The sequence below is a fragment of the Tropicimonas marinistellae genome (assembly GCF_001509585.1).
Taxonomy (GTDB): domain Bacteria; phylum Pseudomonadota; class Alphaproteobacteria; order Rhodobacterales; family Rhodobacteraceae; genus Tropicimonas; species Tropicimonas marinistellae.
This window is the reverse complement of sequence record NZ_LNCI01000010.1, coordinates 1-19,457: the sequence shown is the minus strand read 5'-3', so window position 1 is coordinate 19,457 and position 19,457 is coordinate 1. Positions and strand designations below refer to the sequence as shown.

Sequence of the window (19,457 nt, the reverse complement as noted above, 5' to 3'; positions counted from 1 at the left end):
GATGGATGGTTCGATGTCCCAGACTGTGACGGGTGCGGTCGACGCCCCCTTCTATCTGCCGCAGGACGACGAATGCGCCGTCTTCTCGGCAGCTCACGCAAATGGCCTGCCGTTGATTCTCAAGGGGCCGACAGGCTGCGGCAAGACCCGCTTCGTGGCCCATATGGCTGCAAAGCTCGGGCGCAAGCTCTACACCGTCGCGTGCCATGACGACCTCGCGGCGGCAGACCTGATCGGACGCTACCTGCTCAAGGGCGGCGAGACGGTCTGGGTAGACGGCCCGCTCACCCGTGCGGTCCGGGAAGGCGCGATCTGCTACCTCGACGAGGTGGTGGAGGCCCGCAAGGATGTCACGGTGGTTCTGCACCCACTCACGGACGACCGCCGTATCCTTCCTGTCGATCGCACGGGGGAAGAGTTGGAGGCGGCTCCGGGGTTCATGCTCGTGGCTTCCTACAACCCCGGGTACCAGAATATCCTGAAAACCCTGAAACCCTCGACCCGTCAGCGGTTCCTCTCCGTCGAGTTCGATTTTCCCAAGCCCGACCTGGAAGTGCGGGTCGTCGCGCAGGAAAGCGGGCTCGACGAGGGCCGTGTGCATTCGCTCGTCCGCCTCGCGGGCAAGCTGCGGGCGCTCAAGGGGCAGGATATCGAGGAAGGCGTCTCGACGAGGCTCGTGGTCTACGCCGCGACGCTGATCGCGCAGGGCATGGGCGTCGAACGCGCCGTGCAGGCAGCGATGATCGAACCGCTCAGCGACGACGAGGATGTGAAACGCGGCCTCCTCGATCTTGTCACGGCCGTCTTTGGGTGAGGCCGGTCGATGACCAGGATCGACTTCGAGCCATGGGAGCCCGAGGAAAGCGTCGGGAAACTGTGGCACTCCTTTGCCAGCCGCCTGGATGCGCCCGAGGTGCATCACGGAGCCGCGGTCGACCTTTCCGAGGTCGTGGGGCGGCTGGCAGTCTTTTACCGGGGGCTGGGAGGCAGCCATGCTGTTGAGCTGCGTCCGGTCTCCGACGAAATCTCACGCCACCGGTTGAGCTTCTTGCGACGTCTCGGCACCGAGGTCGAGACGACGCCCAAGGCGAGTTTCGATGGCGAGGTGCTGCGCCTGCCGGCCCGATTGGCGGTCTTTCCCACGCGCGATGCCAATGCGGCGCTCTACCTTTGGCTCACGGCGGCGGCGGCCCATGCGCCCGACCGTGTCGCCGATGGGGATCCGCTGCGCTCGGATCTTCGGGCACTTATGGCGGCGCGCGCAATGGTCGAGGCCGCGCTACAGGATGCGCCGGGTTTGCGCGACCTGTATGCGGCGCTTTGCGACGGCACGCTCCATCAAAGGCCAAATTCCGCGCTGCCACCCGCCGAGGCCCGCGTTGAGGCGGTGTTGCGAAACATGCTCGGCGCGACGTCGGCACTTGCGCCCGACGCGGAGACGCTCGTGGACGCGATGTCTGCCGGCGACCTGTCTGACATAGAGGCGCCGCGCGGGTATCGCCCGTTTCGCCCAGTGCCGCTGTGGCCGGACCTGCGCGAGGTTGTCTTCTCGGCCGGTGACGAGGTGGAAACGCGCGAAACCAGCGGTGCTCCGGAGGAGGCTGGGGACAAGATGCTGCGCGCGCGCCGACGGCAAGCGGATCAGGCGGAGCGGCAGGACAGTCTGATCCTGCACAAGTTCGAAGCGATCCTGAGTTGGGCCGAGTTCCTGAACCTCAATCGTCGCGTGGATGACGACGACGATGACAGCGCGAAAAAGGCGGCCGACGATCAGGACGAGATCGGGCTCGGGCAAATCTCCAAGGCCCCCGCAACGCGCTTGAAGCTGCATCTCGACCTCGCGCCCGAAGATGTTGACCGCGAAAGGCTTTCGGCAAAGCTGACCTACCCGGAGTGGGACGCCCGGACGGGCACCTACCTTCCAGACCATGTCTGCGTTCTGGCCAGTACGGCGGAGGCGCGGGAGGAATACGAAGACTACGCGAAGGACCCGCGAACAGCGCGCCGCATCCGTTCCGTGAAACGGCAATTCGAGGCGTTGCGACCGGGGCGGGTGACGACGCGCGGACACCTCGACGGCGATGCGCTCGATCTTGACGCCACGGTCCGGGCGCAGGTCGACTGGAAGGCCACCGGACAAGGCACGCAGCGGATCTGGACCCAGACCCGCCCCGAAGCGCGCGATCTGGCGGTTTCGATTTTGCTCGATGTCTCGCGTTCCACCGAGAGTGCGGTTTCGGGCCGCGCCGTGATCGATATCGAGCGCGAGGCGCTGGATGCCTTCGCCTGGGGGTTGGACGCCTGTGGCGACGAATTTGCGATCAACGCGTTTTCCTCGCTCAAGCGGCATCGCGTTTACGTACAGAACTGCAAACGCTTCGACGAACCGATGAGCCGGGTCGTCGAGGAGCGGATCGGCGGGTTGCGCCCGGGCTTCTACACAAGGCTGGGTGCCGCCATGCGCCATGCGAGCGCGGAACTCGCGACGCAGGCCCGCAAGCGGAAGCTGCTGCTTGTCATCACCGACGGAAAGCCCAACGACCTTGACCATTACGAGGGCCGACACGGCATCGAAGATACGCGCATGGCGGTGAGAGAAGCCCGCCGGGCCGGGCAATCCGTGTTTGGTGTGACTGTGGACCGCACCGCCAAAACGTGGTTCCCGCGGCTGTTCGGGCAGGGTGGGTTCGAGGTGATCCCGGACCCCGACAAGCTTACGCAGGCACTGCCCCAGATTTACCGACACCTGGTGGGGGCGTGAGCATGGCCGAGCCGATGCCGCGACCCGGGTCGGTCGAAGAACTGCCGGGCGAGCTTTTGATGTGGGTACTCATCGTCAGCGAGTTGCTCGTTTTCGGAGCGGGGCTAGCAGCATTTCTCGGCGTCCGGATTACGGACCCTTCCGGCTTCGCCGAAGCGCAGGATCACTTGCACCGGACCGCTGCGGCACTGAACACCGTGGTTCTGGTCACCAGCGGCTTCCTAGCCGCGCGGGCGTTGCACTTGCGCGAGGCGGGGCGTCGGGCTGCCAGCCGTCTGCACCTGGGTGGAGCGATGGCGCTTGGAGTGGTGTTCCTTTGGATCAAGGGCATCGAGTACGCCGACAAGGCGGCACAGGGGATAGGTTTCGAAACCCATCCGTTTTTCATGTTCTACTATCTGCTGACCGGATTCCACGCCGCGCATGTCGCCGCCGGAATCCTTATCCTCGGGCTTGTCGCAGTCTGGGACGAGGCACATCACATCAAAGTCGCGGGCGCGTTCTGGCACATGGTCGATCTCATGTGGGTGCTTCTCTTCCCAGTCGTCTATCTGCTCGCGTAAGCCGATGCGCGTCTGTCCGCTCACCCGCGCCTGGTCGGCGCTTCTCCTCCTCAGCGGCCTTTCCACCGTCATCGCATCGCTGGTGACGCGCGGGCTCGCGCCGGTTGCTGTCGGAGGGGCCATCCTGGTTCTGGCCTGGTTGAAAGCGCGGGTCATCCTCTCGCGCTACCTCGGTCTTTGGAAAGCCCCGGGTTGGCGCGCCGGGTTCAACTGGGTTCTGGGGTTCTATTGCCTGTTGTTGCTTGCGCTATACTTCGTTCCGACCGTCGTCTCCTAGCGGTCGGGCTCGCGGTGACGTGCGCAGTGTGGCTGAGAAACCGACGATGTGACGGCGGCCGTGGGCTTGCCACGGATCAGTGGCTTCCGCATTACGTACTGCTCGCCTGTCTCAAGGCACAATCGGACATGCTCGCAGGCGCCAGGTTGGCCGATCTTGCTCTCTGTATTCGGTCGCGGCATTGCGCCGTCGCGTCAGAGCACCTTGTTCCAGGACGTCGCCGGATCTTCCTCGGTGTACTCCCGAAGCCTCTCGATATCGTCGATCGAGGCGTGGTTGCGGGAAATCCGTACCCCCAACGGTTTCAGCTTGGCGAAGGCGCGCGACAGGCTTTCGGGTTTCATTCCCAGGCGTCCGGCGATCAGGACCTTGTCGTACGGCAGCGTCACCATGCTGCTGCCAGCCTCTTCGTCGCAGAACTCAAGCAGAAACTCCGCGACGCGCTGCGCACCGGTCTGTGCCTTAAGCTGCTCCAGCTGAGAGACCAGCGAATGGAGATGGGTGAAGGTCGAGGCGAGTATCTCAACGCTGACGTCGAGGTCCTTTCGCATCATGTCGAGCAGGACGTTCGAGGGAATCTGGATGACCTGGCTCGCGGTCACGGCTTCGGCCGAGACGGGGTACTTTCTGTTCTTGAACGCGACGGCCTCGCCGAAACTCTCGCCTTTGGTGAAGACTGACACCACGGTTTCTCCACCGTTGGCGGCGATCCGGTAGAGCTTGATCCATCCGTCTATCACGATGTGGATGGATCGGGCCGTCTCACCGTGCAGGAAGAGTGTTTCGCCACGGTCGTAGCTATGCCATGTCGACCTGGCGAGCAGGGTATCGACATAGGACTTCGGAAAACTCTTCAACAGGAGCGAATTGCGCGCGATTTCCCTATTGGGTTCTTCGGACATTCCTCTCTCCTCCCGGTGCCGACCTATGCAGATACGCGATGGGTCCGCCAACTCCGGGGCGACGCTCCTTCGAAACGACAATAAAGGCAAGTCGAAAGATCGCCGGGCGGCGAACCGCGTGCCTGGCAATCGCTTGACTATTGTCATTTATGGCCGGAGCGCCTCGCCCTAGCATCGTTGCGAACAACGCAGCGGGGACCAGATGGATTACCAGGCATTCTTTCGGCATCGGCTGAGCGACTTGAAGGATGACGGCAACTATCGCGTGTTCATCGACCTGCAACGCCGGCGCGGAGAATTTCCTGCCGCGACCCGCACCCGCGACGCCGGCACGGACGAAGTGACCGTCTGGTGCTCCAACGACTATCTCGGCATGGGCCAGCATCCTGACGTGATCGCAGCGATGCACGAAGCAATCGACCACTGCGGTGCCGGCGCCGGCGGCACGCGGAACATCTCCGGCACGACGCATGCGCATGTCGACCTGGAAAGGGAACTGGCCGACCTGCACGGCAAGGAAGCCGCACTTCTGTTCACATCCGGCTATGTCTCGAACTGGGCCGCGCTCGGGACGCTGGCGGCGCAGATTCCGGGGTGCATCGTGTTCTCCGACAGCCTCAATCACGCGTCCATGATCGAAGGTATCCGCCACTCGCGGGCACAAAAAGAGATCTGGAAACACAACGATCTGTCCGATCTGGAACAGAAACTCGCGGAGGCCGACCCACGTGCGCCAAAGCTCATCGCCTTTGAGAGTGTCTACTCGATGGACGGTGACATCGCGCCGATTGCCGCGATTTGCGACCTTGCGGATCGGTACGGCGCCATGACCTACCTTGATGAGGTTCATGCGGTCGGTCTCTATGGCCCACGGGGTGGCGGAATCGCGGAGCGCGAGGGGGTGATGGATCGGCTCACGGTGATCGAGGGCACGCTCGGCAAGGCATTCGGTGTGGTGGGGGGGTACATTGCGGCCTCGGCGGAGCTTTGCGACTTCGTGCGCAGCTTCGCGAGCGGGTTCATCTTCACCACCGCGCTGCCGCCGGCCATCGCTGCAGGGGCGGCCGCCTCGGTCCGTCATCTCAAGAAGAGTGGGCTGGAACGCGCTCGCCACAGGGAGGTCGTCGCCGAGGTGCGCCGGAGGCTCGACGCGTTGGGCATTCCGCATGTCCGCAATCCCAGCCACATCATCCCGGTGATCGTCGGCGATCCGGTCAAATGCAAGTTCCTGTCGGATATGCTTCTCGACCAGTTCGGGATCTATATCCAGCCGATCAACTACCCGACGGTGCCGAAAGGAACAGAGCGCTTGCGGATCACACCGTCGCCCGTTCACGGGCCACGCGACATCGATCATCTTGTGGATGCGCTTCAGGTGCTTTGGGGGAGGTGCCAGCTCGCAAGGCTGCCCGTCGCCGCGCAATAGCGACGGTCCGGTCGTGTCCGGTGATCACCGCCGGGGACGACAAAGTCAGATTCTCGTCCGTGGAATCAAGCAATGCAAGAAAAGGAAACGATATGAAGGTTACAATGTCCTGCCTCGCGACCGCGCTTGGTTTGGTGCTTGCCGTGCCGGCGTTCGCCGATGGCGATGCAGCAGCAGGTGAAAAGGTGTTCAAGAAGTGCAAGGCGTGCCACGCCGTTGGGGACGGGGCGAAGAACAAGGTCGGCCCGCTGCTGAACGGCATCGTGGATTCTCCGGCCGGACAGGTCGAGGGGTTCAAGTATTCGGACAACCTGCTGGAGCTTGCCGAAGGCGGATTGGTCTGGGACGATGCCGCGTTGGCGACCTATCTGACAAAGCCGAAGGACTTGATCCCCAAGGGCAAGATGTCGTTTGCCGGTCTGAAGAAAGAGGCCGACATCGTGAACGTCGTCGCCTATTTGCGAACCTTCCAGTAATCGGAAAAACCGCGCCGTAATGACCGTCCCCGCCATTGGGCAGAGACGATATGGCCTTTCAACGCAGCTCCGCCGGGTCCGGGGCGGGGAGGCGTCGCCAAATCCGGCTCGGACAACACTTCCGACCGGCCAATCACTCCTGTTCGGCCAGGAAGTGCTCCGCCTCAAGGGCCGCCATGCAGCCCATGCCGGCAGACGTCACCGCCTGGCGGTACTTGTGGTCCGTCAGATCGCCCGCGGCGAAAACACCTGGGGTCGAGGTGGCCGTCGAATCCGGCGCGGTCACCACGTAGCCGCCCATGTGGGTCTCCAACTGGTCCTTCACCAGTTCGGAGGCCGGCGCATGGCCGATCGCCACGAAGAACCCGTCGCAAGGGACAACCGTCTCTTCGCCACTCTTGACGTGCTTCGCCTTCACGCCGGTGACGCTTAGGGGGGCGTCGTTGCCCAGCACTTCTTCGACCGTGTGATCCCACAAGACCTCGATTTTCGGGTTCTTGAAGAGCCTGTTCTGCAGGATCTTCTCCGCACGCAACTCGTCGCGGCGATGGATCAGCGTGACTTTTGTGGCAAACTTGGTCAGGAACAGTGCTTCTTCGACGGCCGTGTTGCCGCCGCCGATCACGACGACCTCCTTGCCGCGATAGAAGAAGCCGTCGCAGGTGGCGCATGCGGAGACGCCGAAGCCCTTGAACTTCTCTTCAGTTGGCAGCCCAAGCCAGCGCGCCTGTGCGCCAGTGGCCAGGATCAGTGCATCGGCCGTGTAGGTGGTGCCGCCGTCGCTTTGTGCCACGAAGGGCCGTTTCGACAGGTCGACCGAGGTAATGATGTCCGAGACGATCTCGGTGCCCACGGCGCGGGCATGCGCCTCCATGTTCTGCATTAGGTCAGGCCCCTGGATCTCCGTCTCGCCGGGCCAATTCTCCACTTCCGTGGTAATGGTGAGCTGCCCGCCTGGCTGAATTCCCTGCACCAGAAGCGGCTCCAGCATCGCCCGGCTGGCATAGACGCCGGCAGTGTAGCCGGCCGGGCCGGAGCCGATAATTAGAACGCGGGTGTGGCGGGTGCTGGACATCGTGAGCCTCTCGTTGAACCTTGTGCACTGGCGTGCGACGGCTTGGACCATATAGGCAAAGCCCGCGGCTTCTGGAAGGCCTGGGTGTGCAGAGCCATGCAGCAAGCACAATGCGGACAAAAGTTGCGCGGGATTGAAACAATGTTGCGCTCTTTCGGTGGCCTCGCTAAGGTTCGGAAAATTCAGGAGGGCCGCATGTCGGGTGGCAAACTAGACCCCATCGACCGTCACATCTTGGCCGAGCTTCAAGCCGACGGTCGGATGACCAATGTCGAACTTGCACGCCGGGTCGGGATCTCGGCGCCACCTTGTTTGCGACGTGTGCGCACCTTGGAGGAAGCCGGGTACATTCGCGGCTATCATGCCGAGGTCGATCCCCGCGCGCTCGGGTTCGAGGTACAGGTGTTCGCAATGGTTGGGCTCAACAGCCAGGCGGAAGCCGATCTTAGTGCGTTCGAGCAACGCTGTCGCGACTGGCCACTTGTGCGTGAATGCCACATGCTGAACGGCGAGATCGATTTCATTCTGAAATGCGTCGCCCCCGACCTCTCGACCTTTCAGTCCTTCCTGACCGGGCAGCTCACCGCTGCCGATAACGTGGCCAGCGTGAAGACCTCTCTTGTGATCCGTGACGCAAAGAACGACCCGGCCGTGCCCTTCGAGGTGCTGGAGGAACGACTGAACCGCACCGCCTGACCGTGGCAGCAACGTGCCTGGATCCCGTTTGCTTCAACGATCATGCCAGGTTCCGCGAGATGGAAGCGGGTTTCCATGGCCGTGCCGTGTTGTCGCTCCGGCTCCGAAAGCGTCTGGATAGGCCGTCGCAGAACGGCGCAGGTGCATGAAGGTGTCCCTTAGCACCGAATTGAGGCTACATCGCGCAGCGCCAAGCCGGGGCCTTATTCACCTGCCGATAGGCTCGTCGCTAGCTGCCGCGGATGTAGCGGAAGGTTGCCGATGCTCCCCAGCCGGCGGCAATGGCGATGGTTAGCGAGAGCAATCCGTAAAGCGCCGCTTGCTCCTGGGCGAGGGTATAGATCCACCGTTCGAGCCCAACTTTCTGCACACCGAGAACGTCCGTAAAAGTGGCCACGACCCGCTGGTCCCGGATCATGAAGATCCGCGCCAGGTATGTTCCCTCGACGATATTGGACGGAAGCTCGATATCGGTGCGAAACAGCGTCTGACCAATCAGCGTCACGCCACCCTCGTCCTCGGTATAGGTCCCATCCGCGCGTCGAATGCGTATCAGGGCTTCGGTGAAGGCGTCCGCTTCGGAAACATCCTCTGTCAATCCCACCGCACGGATCGCGTTCGGAGTGGAGATCGAGTGCCGCAGGTCGGCTGTCTCGGACAGGATGTCCGCCATCGGGCCAGTTGTGGAGATATTGTAGAAGGTTGGGGCGGCGTCGATGCGCGCTTCCTCCGTGTTCACCCAGATACCGGCTACCCGATCCTTCTTTCGGACGGTGACGGGCTGCAGTGGCCCGGACACGGTGATGATCACATCGAAAGGTTCCTGTGGCCCAACGGCAGTCTCGCGCACGGCGCCAAAAACGAGGATATGCGAGCCGGCGAAACTCGCGGTGATCGACACCCGGCTTTGGCTCAGATCGGCAACCATTTGCTGCGCTTGGGCCGCGTTCGCGGTCGACAGTGCGATCACGAGGGTAGCAATCCACCGGATCATCCGTGGCCTCCGGATGTTCCGATCGAGTAGAGCTCGGTCGGTTCCAGCAGCAGGTCACCGGCGAGCTTGCCGCAGACCAGCAACACGAGTGCCGCCAACAGGACACGCAGTTGCTCTGCCTTGAGTTTCGTGCCGATCTGGGTGCCGATCTGCGCCCCCACGACGCCACCCACCAGCAGAAGCACCGCAAGCGCCATATCAACGGTATGGTTGGTTGTGGCATGCAGCATCGTCGTGAAGGCTGTAACCAGGATGATCTGGAACAGCGATGTCCCGACGACGACCTTGGTTGGCATGCCGAGAATATAAATCATCGCCGGCACCATGATGAATCCGCCGCCAACGCCCATGATCGCCGCCAATACACCGACAGCCATTCCCACGAGGATCGGTGGAATGACCGAGATATACAGGCCCGAGGTGCGAAAGCGCATCTTGAGCGGCCAGGTATGGACCCAGTTCCGCTGACGTCGAACCGGTTTGCGAGGCCCCGCAGCTGCTCTTGAGCGGCGAAGTGCACCGAGCGATTCCACGAACATCAAGGACCCGACGATACCGAGAAAAACCACGTAGCTAAGCCGGATCAACAGGTCGACTTGGCCCATGGATTTCAGGAAATTGAAAACCAATACGCCGAGAGCGGCACCGATCAGACCACCAACCTGCAGCACCATGCCCATCCGAATGTCGACCGTCTTGCGGCGCCAGTGCGCAAGCACACCCGAGAACGACGATGCGACAATCTGGTTGGCCTCGGTGGCGACCGCCACTGCCGGCGGTATCCCGATGAAGAACAGCAAGGGGGTCATGAGGAAGCCGCCGCCGACGCCGAACATGCCTGACAGCACTCCGACCATCCCGCCCAAGCCCAGAAGCATGAAGGCGTTGACGGACACTTCGGCGATCGGGAGGTAGATCTGCATACTTTTTTCTTTAGGCCGTGCGCCTTGGTACGGCAACGGCGAAGCCGGTGCGGTTGAGACATTCCCGCAGTTTGGCGGCTGAGATGTGAGGTTGGGGCCGCGGTTGCCGCGCATTGCCGAGTTCGGGACGGCCGCACCGAGGCCGTCCCCGAATGGCCATCAACGTTCCTTCACGTAAGGCGTGCCGCCGGCTCTTGGCGGGATGGCCTTGCCCACGAAGCCGGCGAGGATCACGACCGTCAGGATATAGGGCAGGCTGTCGAGCAGCTGCACCGGCATCTCGAACGGGAAGATCCGCGCCACCACGTCCGTGCGGAGCGCCAGCGCCTGCAACAGCCCGAAGAGCAGACAGGCCGAAAGGGCATACCACGGGCGCCACTTGGCGAAGATCAGCGCCGCCAACGCGATATAGCCGCGGCCCGCTGTCATATCCTTCACGAATCCGGCGCCGAGACCGGTGGACATGTAGGCGCCGGCAATGCCGCAGAGCAGCCCGGCGATGGCCACGGCCGAATAGCGCAGGGCAACGACCGAAACGCCGGCGGTGTCCACCGCCGCGGGGTTTTCACCCACCGCGCGCAGGCGGAGCCCGAAGCGGGTGCGAAACAACACCCACCATGAGGCCGGTACCGCCAGCAACGCCACATAGACCAGGATGGAGTGACCGGAGAGCAGCTCCGCGTAGAGCGGGCCGAAGATCGGGACGGCCGCCAAGCTATCGGCGAAGGGCAGGGTGAGAGGCTCGAACCGGGCACCGCCCATGAGAGACGGCGTGCGTCCGCCCTGCTGGAACCAGTTCTGTGCGATAAGCACCGTCATGCCGGCGGCGAGAAAGTTGAGCGCAACCCCGGAGATCAGCTGGTTGCCGCGAAACGTGATCGAGGCGACCCCGTGAATGGCGGCAAAGACCAAGGAGCTGCCGATCCCGGCCAGCAGACCGAGCCAGACCGAACCCGTTTCGTAAGCGACCGCCGCCGAGAAGAAGGCGGAGATCAGCATCTTGGCTTCGAGCCCGATGTCGAAAATGCCCGACCGTTCGGAGAAGAGCCCCGCGAGGCATGCAAGCAGCAATGGCGTGGCCATCCGCAGCGTGGAATCGAGGATCTGGATGAGGGTGGAGAAATCCATTTCTATTCTCCCGCCTTCGCACTGCGCCGCATGGCCAGGAACAGCTTCTCAATCGGCATGCGCACCATGTTGTCGAGCGCGCCCGTGAAGAGGATCACAAGCCCCTGGATTACCACGATCAACTCCCGAGGAATTGACATCCAAAGCGCCAGTTCAGCGCCGCCCTGATAGAGGAAGCCGAAGAGCAGCGCCGCCAGAGCGACACCCACGGGATGATTGCGCCCCATCAGCGCCACCGCGATGCCGATGAAACCCGCGCCTTCCACCGAGTTCAGTACGAGGCGCTCTGCCTCGCCCATCACGTTGTTGATCGCCATCAACCCCGAGAGCCCGCCCGAGATCAGCATCGCCACGATGATGATCCTGGCCGGGGAGATCCCCGCGTAGACCGCCGCCGATTCCGATTTTCCGAAAGCCCGCAATTCGAAACCGAAGCGGGTACGCCAGATCAGAAGCCAGACCAGCACGCAGGCGAGCAACGCGATGAGGAAACTGACGTTGACCGGTGCGGCCTTGGAAAAGGGAATTCCGAACACGCCGAGGATTTCATGCAATGTGGGCAGGTTGGTGCCGGGCGGGAAATTGGCCGAGGCGGGATCCTGCGAGCCCTCGGGACGCAAGACGTTCACCAGCATGTAGTTCAACACCGCCGCGCCGATGAAGTTGAACATGATCGTGGTGATCACGATATGGCTGCCGCGTTTGGCCTGAAGCCACGCAGGCAGGAAAGCCCAGGCGGCCCCGAAGAGGGCGCCGCCGATCATCGCCGCCGGCAGGGCCAGCGCCCAGTGGGGCCAGGGCAGGGCAAGACAAACGAGCGCCACGCCGAGCCCACCCAGCGTCGCCTGTCCCTCCGACCCGATGTTGAACAGGCTCGCGTGCGAGGCCACGGCGAACGCAAGCCCGGTGAAGATGAAGTTTGTGGCATAGAAGAGCGTGTAGCCCCAGCCATAGGTGGATCCGAAAGCCCCGGTGACCATGAGCTTCACCGCTTCCACCGGGTCTTTGCCGATCCCGAGGATGACAAGGGCGGAGATCGCGAAGGCGAGCAGAAGGCTAATGAGTGGCACCAGCACTACATCGGCCCATTTGGGCATCACATCCATCACGCCGCTCCTTCGCCGCTCGTCACACCGGCCATGAGGAGGCCCAGCTCGCGCTCGTCGGTTTCACCCGGCAAGCGCTCGCCCATGATGCGGCCGTCGAACATCACGGCAATGCGGTCCGAAAGCCCCATGATCTCATCTAGTTCCACCGACACAAGCAGGATCGCCTTGCCCGCGTCCCTGAGTTCGATGATCCGCTGATGGATGAACTCGATGGCGCCGATATCCACGCCGCGGGTCGGTTGGCCGACCAGCAGCAGATCGGGGTTCCGCTCGATCTCGCGAGCCAGCACGATTTTCTGCTGGTTGCCGCCAGAGAAACTCTTGGCTGCCAAGTAGCAATCCGGCGGACGCACGTCGAAACGCTCCATCTTTCCAGCGGTTTCGCGGCGGATGCCGTCGTTGTCCATCAACATGCCGTTGTTGCACGCCGGGTCCCACTGATACCCGAAGACGATGTTCTCCCAGGCGGAGAAATCCATGATCAGGCCCGCCCGCTGGCGGTCTTCGGGCACGTGGCTGATCCCGCGTTCGCGCCGCGAGCGGCCATCGGAGTGCTTGCCGGTGAGGTCGATCTCCTGACCGTTGACCTGCACAGACCCGGTGGCGCGCGTGATGCCGCCCAACACGTTCAGCAACTCCGACTGGCCGTTGCCGGCCACGCCCGCGATGCCGAGGATCTCGCCCGCGCGAACCTGAAGCGAGACACCCTTGAGCCGCTCCACGTTGTCGTCGTCCACGACCCGAAGGTCAGAAACCTTCAGGATCGTCTCGCCCGGTTGTGCCGGTTTCTTGTCCACGCGCAGCAGCACCTTGCGCCCGACCATCAGTTCGGCAAGCTCTTCGGGGCTGGTTTCGGCGGTTTTCACCGTCGCGGTCATCTCTCCGCGGCGCATCACCGAAACCGTGTCGGTCACTTCCATGATCTCCCGGAGCTTGTGGGTGATCAGGATGATCGTCTTTCCCTCGTCCTTCAGTCCGCGCAGAATGCGGAACAGGTGGTCTGCTTCCGCCGGGGTCAGCACGCCCGTGGGCTCGTCGAGGATCAGGATGTCGGCGTGGCGGTAGAGTGACTTCAGGATCTCCACCCGCTGCTGCATACCCACGCCGATTTCCTCGATCAGCGCGTCGGGATCGACGTTCATTTCGTATTCTTCGGCGATCTCGGTGAGGTGTTTGCGCGCTTTGGACATCGTCGTGCGCAGCAGCGCCCCATCCTCCGCGCCGAGCACCACGTTTTCCAGAACGGAGAAATTCTCCACGAGTTTGAAATGCTGGAATACCATCCCAATACCGGCAGCGATCGCGGCCTGGCTGTCTGGGATATCGGTGGGGGCGCCGTTGATCAGGATTTCCCCCGCGTCGGCCTTGTAGAAGCCGTAGAGGATCGACATCAGCGTGGACTTGCCTGCGCCATTCTCGCCGATAATGCCGTGGATTGCTCCCTTGGCGACGCTGAGCGAGATGTCCTTGTTGGCCTGCACCGGCCCGAAAGCCTTGGAGATGCCGCGTAGCTCAATAGCCGGTGGCGCGTCCGGCATGGCGCCCGACGGCTGGCCGGAATTGTCCGCGAGATCCTTCATCCACCACCCCCGATTTTTGGAAAAAGGGCCGCGCCGCAACGCGCTACGCGGCCCTCTTCATCTAACGCTGGATCCTGCCAGGATCAGAATTGCAGATGCGGGCAGGCGTTGTCGGAGTAGTAGTCATGCACCGACAATTCGCCCGAGGCGATTTTCTCCGCGGCAGCATTCACCTCGGCAGCCATCTCGTCGGAGACCAGTTCGGCGTTGTTGTCGTCCAGGGCGAAGCCGACACCGTCATTGGCGAGGCCCATGACCATCACGCCGGTCTCGAAACCGGGACCATCGTTGAAGGCCTTCTCCACCGCGTTGTCCACGCGCTTGACCATGGAGGTCAGAACCTTGCCCGGGTGCAGGTGGTTCTGGTTGCTGTCCACGCCGATGGAGAGCACGCTGTCGGCATCCGCCGCGGCTTGAAGCACGCCCACGCCAGTGCCGCCGGCTGCGGCATAGATGACGTCAGCGCCCTGTGCGATTTGCGCCTTGGTCAGTTCGGAGCCCTTCACCGGGTCGTTCCATGCCGCCGGTGTGGTGCCGGTCATGTTGGAAAGAACCGTTGCATCTGGGTTCACCGCTAGAACGCCCTCGGCGTAACCACAGGCAAACTTGCGGATCAGCGGAATGTCCATGCCGCCGATGAAGCCCACGGTGCCCGAGGCGGAGGCCTTCGCGGCCAACATGCCCACGAGGTAGGAGCCTTCATGCTCCGAGAAGACCACCGACCGCACGTTGGGTTGTTCGACGACCGCGTCGATGATGGCAAAGGAGGTGTCGGGATAATCTGGGGCAACCTCGCCCAGCACATTGCCGAAGGCAAAGCCGGTCATGACGATCGGGTTGGACCCGGCTTCAGCCAGGCGACGCAGGGCCTGCTCGCGCTGTGCTTCGGATTGCATCTCGATTTCGCGGAACTCGCCGCCGTTGGCTTCGGCCCAGCGTTTCGCGCCGGTATAGGCGGATTCGTTGAACGACTTGTCGAACTTGCCGCCGAGATCGAAGATGATGGCGGGGTCGGCTGCAGCCGTGCCGGCGACCAGCGCCAGTGTTGCCGCAGCGCCGAGAATGCTCCGCATGAATGTCATTGGGTATCTCCCGGTTGGATTTTGTTTATGGCGCCGGGCCGGGTGGCTCGACATACGAATGAGTCACGATCTCTTTCGGATCACAGGAGAATTAAGGCCGCAGCAGCAAAGGGGGGTCAACCGGTTTTTCATCCTGTCAGTGGTGCGCGACGTTGGGGCAGCCTGTCAGGAAAGCGCCTTGCAGTAGATCAACGCGTCCTCGCAGGAGCCGTTTTGAGCGCGGTAATAGCCCGGTCGGCGGCCCGTTTGTCGGTACCCGGTGGCTCCGTAGAGCGCGATGGCAGGTGCATTTGCCGCGCTGACTTCGAGAATTGCCAGGCGTGCGCCGCGACTGGCCGCATCTCGCTCGAAGGCCGCGAGCAACCGGCGTCCAATCCCTTGCCGCCGCGCCGTGGGAGCGACCGCCAATGTCAGCAATTCCACTTCATCGATGATCACCCGGCCGAGGGCGAAGCCGCGATTGTCCTCGTCGGCGGTCAGGAAGACGCCGGAGCCTTCGAGAAGCCCGGAAAACTCCGCCGCACTCCAAGGCCGCGGCGTCTCGAAACACCGGTGGTGCAAGGCTGCAAGCGCCTCAGGCGTCACGGCAAGATCATGGGAGGCGGGTCTGCGGGCGGGGCGGCGTCTGCGGGGCGGATATAGAGCGGGGCGGGGCGGGGTTGCGTTCCTTCCTGCATCCGCGCCGCCGCGATCCGCGCGATGGCCTCTGCAAGTGGATAGCTGGGTGTGCAAACCGCGCTCCCTGACGCGTTCGCCAGCTCTTCGGCCCGGTGGCCGATTACGGCGACGTTCGTCTCCGACGCGGGCCAGGGTATCTCGTCAAAGGAAAACAGCCCGGGTGCTGTCCGTGTTTCGTCGTGGAAGACCTGAACGTAGAACTTTTCCCTTCGTCCATCGAGACTGCACAGCACGGGGCCGTCAGTGCCCAGGGCCATCGCCTCCAGGGTACCTACGCCAATTGCCGGGATGCCCAGCGACAACGCCAGCCCGCGCGCCGCTGCGACGGAGAGCCGCGTGCCGGTGAAGTTCCCCGGGCCGATGCCGACGCCGATCGCGTCGAGATCTTCCAGGCGCGTACGCCCCTCGTCCAGGACCTTTTGAAGCAATGGCATCAGCCGTTCCGCCTGACCCTTCGACATCGTCTCAGATCGTCTGGCGAGAACACGGTCCTCAGACAACAAAGCGGCCGCGCAATGCGCGGCCGATGTGTCGAATGCGAGTATGGTTGGCTCAGACCGCAACCGGGCGAACCTCGACGACCTCCGGGATGTAATGCCGCAAAAGGTTTTCGATCCCCATTTTCAGCGTCAGCGTGGAAGAGGGGCAACCGGCACAGGCGCCTTGCATGTGGAGGTAGACAACCCCGCGGTCGAAGCCGTGGAATGTGATGTCGCCACCATCCTGAGCCACGGCTGGGCGCACACGAGTGTCCAGCAACTCCTTGATCTGGCTTACCAACTCCGCATCTTCGCCATGATGTTCGGCGTGACCGCTACCCACAGCTGCCTCGCCATCAGCAATTGCAGGTTGGCCCGATTGGAAATGCTCCATGATCGCGCCAAGGATTGCCGGTTTGACATGCTCCCAATCGACAGTTTCGGCCTTCGTCACAGTGATGAAATCAGTGCCGAAAAACACACCCGTCACGCCGCTCACGGCGAAGACGCGACTGGCAAGCGGCGAGGTTCCGGCCGCTTCAGCAGACGGGAAATCCGCGGTTCCAGCCTCGAGCACTGTCTGGCCAGGAAGGAACTTCAGTGTCGCGGGGTTCGGCGTGGATTCGGTTTGAATAAACATGAGTATGCCTCTCTGGAGGGGTGGTCAGTATATGCGCCCTGCGCGTGGCCGTGTCAATCCACCTAGAATTATTCTAAAGTATGATGAGTGCGCGAACCCGGCTCTGTGGACGTGTGGTCGTGTTGCTTGACGCGCACGACAGGCGGGTCGGCGTTCCGTCGGCTTGTCAGCTCACCATTTCCAGTCGCTCTTTCGAAAGCGAGCCGGGGACGATGGTGACCGGAACCGGCAAAGTGCCGGCATTTCGTGTGAGTTGCGTCACCAGCGGGCCAGGGCCTCCCTTGCCAGTGCCCGCACCAAGCACCAAAACGCCAATGTCCGGATCTTCCCGAATCTGCGCCAGGAGTTCCGGGACCGGCTCGCCCTCGCGGATCACGAGGTTCGGGTCTACTCCCTGCCGATCGCGCATCCATTTCGCGAAGACTTCGAAATGGACCTCGATTCGTTCTCGTGCCTCTGCGCGCATAATGTCGGCCACGCCGATCCAGTGCTGGAACTCCTCCGGTGGGATAATCGAGAGAATCTCCACCCCGCCGCCCGTGTGCGCCGCTCGCATCGCGGCAAATCGCATCGCGTTAAGGCATTCGCGGGTGTCGTCGAGAACGACAAGGAACTTGCGCATGGGTCAGGTCCTCCAGCAGCGGGATCCTGTACGACCAGCCTCGCGGGATCAACTCATATCCTCCCCGAGAGCCAAACCCTCGCTAACATTCTCGAAAAGTAACAGTGATATGACGTTTTTGTGACAAAAATGAGTTGACTGGATGGGGGTGACGAAGCGTAAGGTTCGTCCCCGCCAATTGCGCTCGGGGGGAGCGCGTAATTCGTAGTTGGTTCGTGTTTTGGGGGAGTTCTGAATGACAATACCCGTATTTTCGACTGTTCGTTCACAAGATCACCGATCTGCCATGTCGGCGATCCTATTGCTGCTTCCGGTTGCTGCGGCGGTCGTCATTTTCGCCGCAAAGGCCGAAAATGCCCAAAAATATGCTTGGATCATCCGTGAGGATGGGCCCGTGGAGTGGCTGACAGCTGTGCTGTATCTCGCGGCAGCGGCGCTCGCGGTCGTTGCGTCGGGGCGCCTGTGGAGGAACGAGCGTGTCTACGCCGTTCTCTATCTCGTTTTCGCCGGGGGTCTATTTGTTATTGCGGGGGAAGAAGCGAGCTGGGGACAGCGAGTTTTTGACTACGCGACGCCGGAGGCCGTTTCGGCGATTAACGAGAAGGACGAGTTCAACTTCCACAACGTGAGTGGCTTTCCCCTCCATCTGGCGTTCATTTCCGTCGGCTTGTACGGGGCGTTCGGTCGTATTCTTCTGACACCGTTACTGGGCGAAAGGGCTCCGCGGGCGCTGGAACTTCTGACCGCACCAAGGTCGCTTGCCCATTTCTTCCTGCTGCCAGCGTTACTCTACATATACTACGAGCTCGTACCAGTGCTGCACGACGTTCCACAAGGCATGACGGTGCCGGAGTTTCTGGAGCCGCGGTTCGTCTCAGGCAAGGAACAGGAGCCTTTTGAGCTGATGCTGGGGTTCGGATTCTTTCTCTTCGCAGTCCAGGCTCTTGGAAAAGCCCGAACCCGGTCGCCGGTCTAGGCCGACAGCGCCCAGTCCCAATAGAGATTCCGTGTGCGCCGCGTGACCGGGCCAATCTGGTACGAGATGTCGTCGAACGCGAAGACCGGCGTGACCTTGGACAGATTGCCCGACAGGAATACCTCGTCTGCGGCCTCAAAATCCTCGAAGCTCAGAACCGTTTCGACGACGTCGATACCGTCCGCCCGCAGGTTGGCGATGTGCCGCGCCCGGGTGATGCCCGACAAGAACGTGCCGTTGGCGATGGGTGTGAACACGACCCCGTCCTTCACCATGAAAACGTTCGCCGTTGCCGTTTCGGCAACATTCCCGAGCGCGTCCGCGACCAGCGCGTTTCCAAACCCTTTCGCCTGCGCCTCCGCCAGCATCCTGGCGTTGTTGGGATAGAGGCAACCGGCCTTGGCATTGCACACGCTCGATTCCAGGACAGGACGGCGGAATCGGGTGCGCGTTAACGTCGTCGCCTTGTCGGCGGGCGGCATCGGGATCTCTTCCAGGCACATCGCGAAGCCAGTCGCGCCGGGCATAGGCAGCACGCCAAGTTCATTGCCCTCCAGTGCCCAGTACATTGGCCGGATGTACACAGCCGCGCCCGGTGCATAGGCCGCCAGCCCCTCTCGGGCAATCTCCACCATTTCTCCGGTCGTCAGCGTCGGCGTGATCATCAGCGCTTCGGCTGAGCGGTTCACCCGTGCGCAATGCGCGTCGAGATCCGGCGTTACTCCCTCGAACATGCGTGCGCCGTCGAAAACGGAACTGCCAAGCCACGACCCGTGGTCGGCCGCCCGCATGATAGGTACATCGCCGTTGTGCCAAGTGCCCTCGAAATAGGTTCGGATATTGGTGCCGACCGCCATGAATGCCTCCATCTCAGCGCGCGCACACTAGGAGCCCAACTGGGTGGGGTCCAGCCTCGATCTGCCGTCACCTATGTGCTTGGTGTCAGAACTGGCTTTGCCGTTGAAAGGCGAGCCATTGGCAGCGCAGCCGAAGCTCAGCCGGATCTGTGGTGAGTGTTCCACCAGTACTACGCTATTGGGGCGAAGGTGGCAGTCCGTAGGGGAATCGAA

The 19,457-nt window shown here is 62.5% G+C and carries 21 protein-coding genes; 8 read left to right on the top strand and 13 right to left on the bottom strand.

From position 1 onward, the window contains the following. The first annotated feature begins 1 nt into the window (after position 1). The 4 genes from ARC39_RS19595 to ARC39_RS19580 are packed head-to-tail and all read left to right on the top strand — an operon-like array spanning position 2 to position 3,601. Entirely contained in the window at positions 2-814 is an 813-nt protein-coding gene (locus ARC39_RS19595) for a CbbQ/NirQ/NorQ/GpvN family protein (protein WP_068116798.1), read from the top strand. 9 nt (positions 815-823) lie between these two features. Next, entirely contained in the window at positions 824-2,761 is a 1,938-nt protein-coding gene (locus tag ARC39_RS19590; RefSeq protein ID WP_068116796.1) for a nitric oxide reductase activation protein NorD, read from the top strand. 2 nt (positions 2,762-2,763) lie between these two features. Beyond that, entirely contained in the window at positions 2,764-3,324 is a 561-nt protein-coding gene (locus tag ARC39_RS19585; RefSeq protein WP_236545315.1) for a cytochrome c oxidase subunit 3, read from the top strand. A 4-nt stretch (positions 3,325-3,328) separates the two neighbouring features. Next, on the top strand, positions 3,329-3,601 hold the full coding sequence (locus ARC39_RS19580; protein WP_068116794.1) for a hypothetical protein: 273 nt from the start codon (positions 3,329-3,331) through the stop codon (positions 3,599-3,601). A 194-nt stretch (positions 3,602-3,795) separates the two neighbouring features. Here the strand turns inward: ARC39_RS19580 and ARC39_RS19575 are convergent, their stop codons facing one another. After that, entirely contained in the window at positions 3,796-4,503 is a 708-nt protein-coding gene (locus ARC39_RS19575; protein WP_068116782.1) for a Crp/Fnr family transcriptional regulator, read from the bottom strand. Between the two features lie 202 nt (positions 4,504-4,705). Here ARC39_RS19575 and hemA point away from each other — a divergent pair, with 202 nt between their 5' ends. Then, positions 4,706-5,929 (top strand): 5-aminolevulinate synthase, encoded by a 1,224-nt coding sequence (gene hemA, locus ARC39_RS19570; RefSeq protein WP_068116780.1) that lies wholly within the window; start codon positions 4,706-4,708, stop codon positions 5,927-5,929. A 92-nt stretch (positions 5,930-6,021) separates the two neighbouring features. Beyond that, positions 6,022-6,405 carry a c-type cytochrome gene (locus ARC39_RS19565; protein WP_068116778.1) on the top strand — a complete coding sequence of 128 codons (384 nt, stop codon included), beginning with the start codon at positions 6,022-6,024 and terminating at the stop codon, positions 6,403-6,405. A gap of 133 nt (positions 6,406-6,538) precedes the next feature. Here ARC39_RS19565 and trxB read toward each other — a convergent pair whose 3' ends face one another. Further along, complete coding sequence (gene trxB, locus ARC39_RS19560; RefSeq protein ID WP_068116776.1) at positions 6,539-7,480, bottom strand: thioredoxin-disulfide reductase; 942 nt, start codon at positions 7,478-7,480, stop codon at positions 6,539-6,541. 195 nt (positions 7,481-7,675) lie between these two features. On the opposite strand from trxB, the gene ARC39_RS19555 reads away from it, so the two are divergent. Continuing rightward, the gene (locus ARC39_RS19555) at positions 7,676-8,176 is read left to right on the top strand and encodes an Lrp/AsnC family transcriptional regulator (protein WP_068116774.1); all 501 of its coding nucleotides are present in this window, start codon (positions 7,676-7,678) and stop codon (positions 8,174-8,176) included. Between the two features lie 229 nt (positions 8,177-8,405). Here ARC39_RS19555 and ARC39_RS19550 read toward each other — a convergent pair whose 3' ends face one another. The 10 genes from ARC39_RS19550 to ARC39_RS19505 all read right to left on the bottom strand — a co-directional run bounded on the left by ARC39_RS19550 (position 8,406) and on the right by ARC39_RS19505 (position 17,411). Next, entirely contained in the window at positions 8,406-9,170 is a 765-nt protein-coding gene (locus ARC39_RS19550; protein ID WP_068116773.1) for a TIGR02186 family protein, read from the bottom strand. Beyond that, positions 9,167-10,093, bottom strand: coding sequence for a sulfite exporter TauE/SafE family protein (locus ARC39_RS19545; protein WP_068116772.1), 927 nt, complete (start codon positions 10,091-10,093; stop codon positions 9,167-9,169). The genes ARC39_RS19550 and ARC39_RS19545 overlap by 4 nt, the downstream gene beginning before the upstream one ends. Before the next feature lie 159 nt (positions 10,094-10,252). Beyond that, positions 10,253-11,221 (bottom strand): ABC transporter permease, encoded by a 969-nt coding sequence (locus ARC39_RS19540; RefSeq protein WP_068116771.1) that lies wholly within the window; start codon positions 11,219-11,221, stop codon positions 10,253-10,255. A 2-nt stretch (positions 11,222-11,223) separates the two neighbouring features. Beyond that, entirely contained in the window at positions 11,224-12,327 is a 1,104-nt protein-coding gene (locus ARC39_RS19535; RefSeq protein ID WP_068116769.1) for an ABC transporter permease, read from the bottom strand. After that, the gene (locus tag ARC39_RS19530) at positions 12,327-13,868 is read right to left on the bottom strand and encodes an ABC transporter ATP-binding protein (protein WP_068117165.1); all 1,542 of its coding nucleotides are present in this window, start codon (positions 13,866-13,868) and stop codon (positions 12,327-12,329) included. The genes ARC39_RS19535 and ARC39_RS19530 overlap by 1 nt, the downstream gene beginning before the upstream one ends. A 125-nt stretch (positions 13,869-13,993) precedes the next feature. After that, a complete protein-coding gene (locus ARC39_RS19525) occupies positions 13,994-14,992 on the bottom strand; it encodes a BMP family lipoprotein (RefSeq protein ID WP_068116767.1) in 999 nt (332 codons plus the stop codon). A 165-nt stretch (positions 14,993-15,157) separates the two neighbouring features. Further along, positions 15,158-15,577: a ribosomal protein S18-alanine N-acetyltransferase gene (gene rimI, locus ARC39_RS19520; RefSeq protein WP_068116763.1), complete on the bottom strand. Its 420-nt coding sequence runs from the start codon at positions 15,575-15,577 to the stop codon at positions 15,158-15,160. Then, positions 15,574-16,233: a tRNA (adenosine(37)-N6)-threonylcarbamoyltransferase complex dimerization subunit type 1 TsaB gene (gene tsaB / locus ARC39_RS19515; RefSeq protein ID WP_068116761.1), complete on the bottom strand. Its 660-nt coding sequence runs from the start codon at positions 16,231-16,233 to the stop codon at positions 15,574-15,576. Before tsaB ends, rimI begins: the two co-directional genes overlap by 4 nt. Then, positions 16,223-16,789, bottom strand: a complete 567-nt coding sequence (locus ARC39_RS19510) for a NifU family protein (protein WP_068116759.1) — start codon at positions 16,787-16,789, stop codon at positions 16,223-16,225. Before ARC39_RS19510 ends, tsaB begins: the two co-directional genes overlap by 11 nt. Positions 16,790-16,955: 166 nt before the next feature. Then, positions 16,956-17,411: a universal stress protein gene (locus ARC39_RS19505; RefSeq protein ID WP_068116756.1), complete on the bottom strand. Its 456-nt coding sequence runs from the start codon at positions 17,409-17,411 to the stop codon at positions 16,956-16,958. A gap of 394 nt (positions 17,412-17,805) precedes the next feature. On the opposite strand from ARC39_RS19505, the gene ARC39_RS19500 reads away from it, so the two are divergent. Beyond that, positions 17,806-18,387: a hypothetical protein gene (locus tag ARC39_RS19500; protein WP_149866495.1), complete on the top strand. Its 582-nt coding sequence runs from the start codon at positions 17,806-17,808 to the stop codon at positions 18,385-18,387. On the opposite strand, the gene ARC39_RS19495 is transcribed toward ARC39_RS19500, so the two are convergent. Continuing rightward, positions 18,384-19,244: a branched-chain amino acid aminotransferase gene (locus ARC39_RS19495; protein ID WP_068116753.1), complete on the bottom strand. Its 861-nt coding sequence runs from the start codon at positions 19,242-19,244 to the stop codon at positions 18,384-18,386. The genes ARC39_RS19500 and ARC39_RS19495 overlap by 4 nt on opposite strands. Between the last annotated feature and the right edge of the window lie 213 nt (positions 19,245-19,457).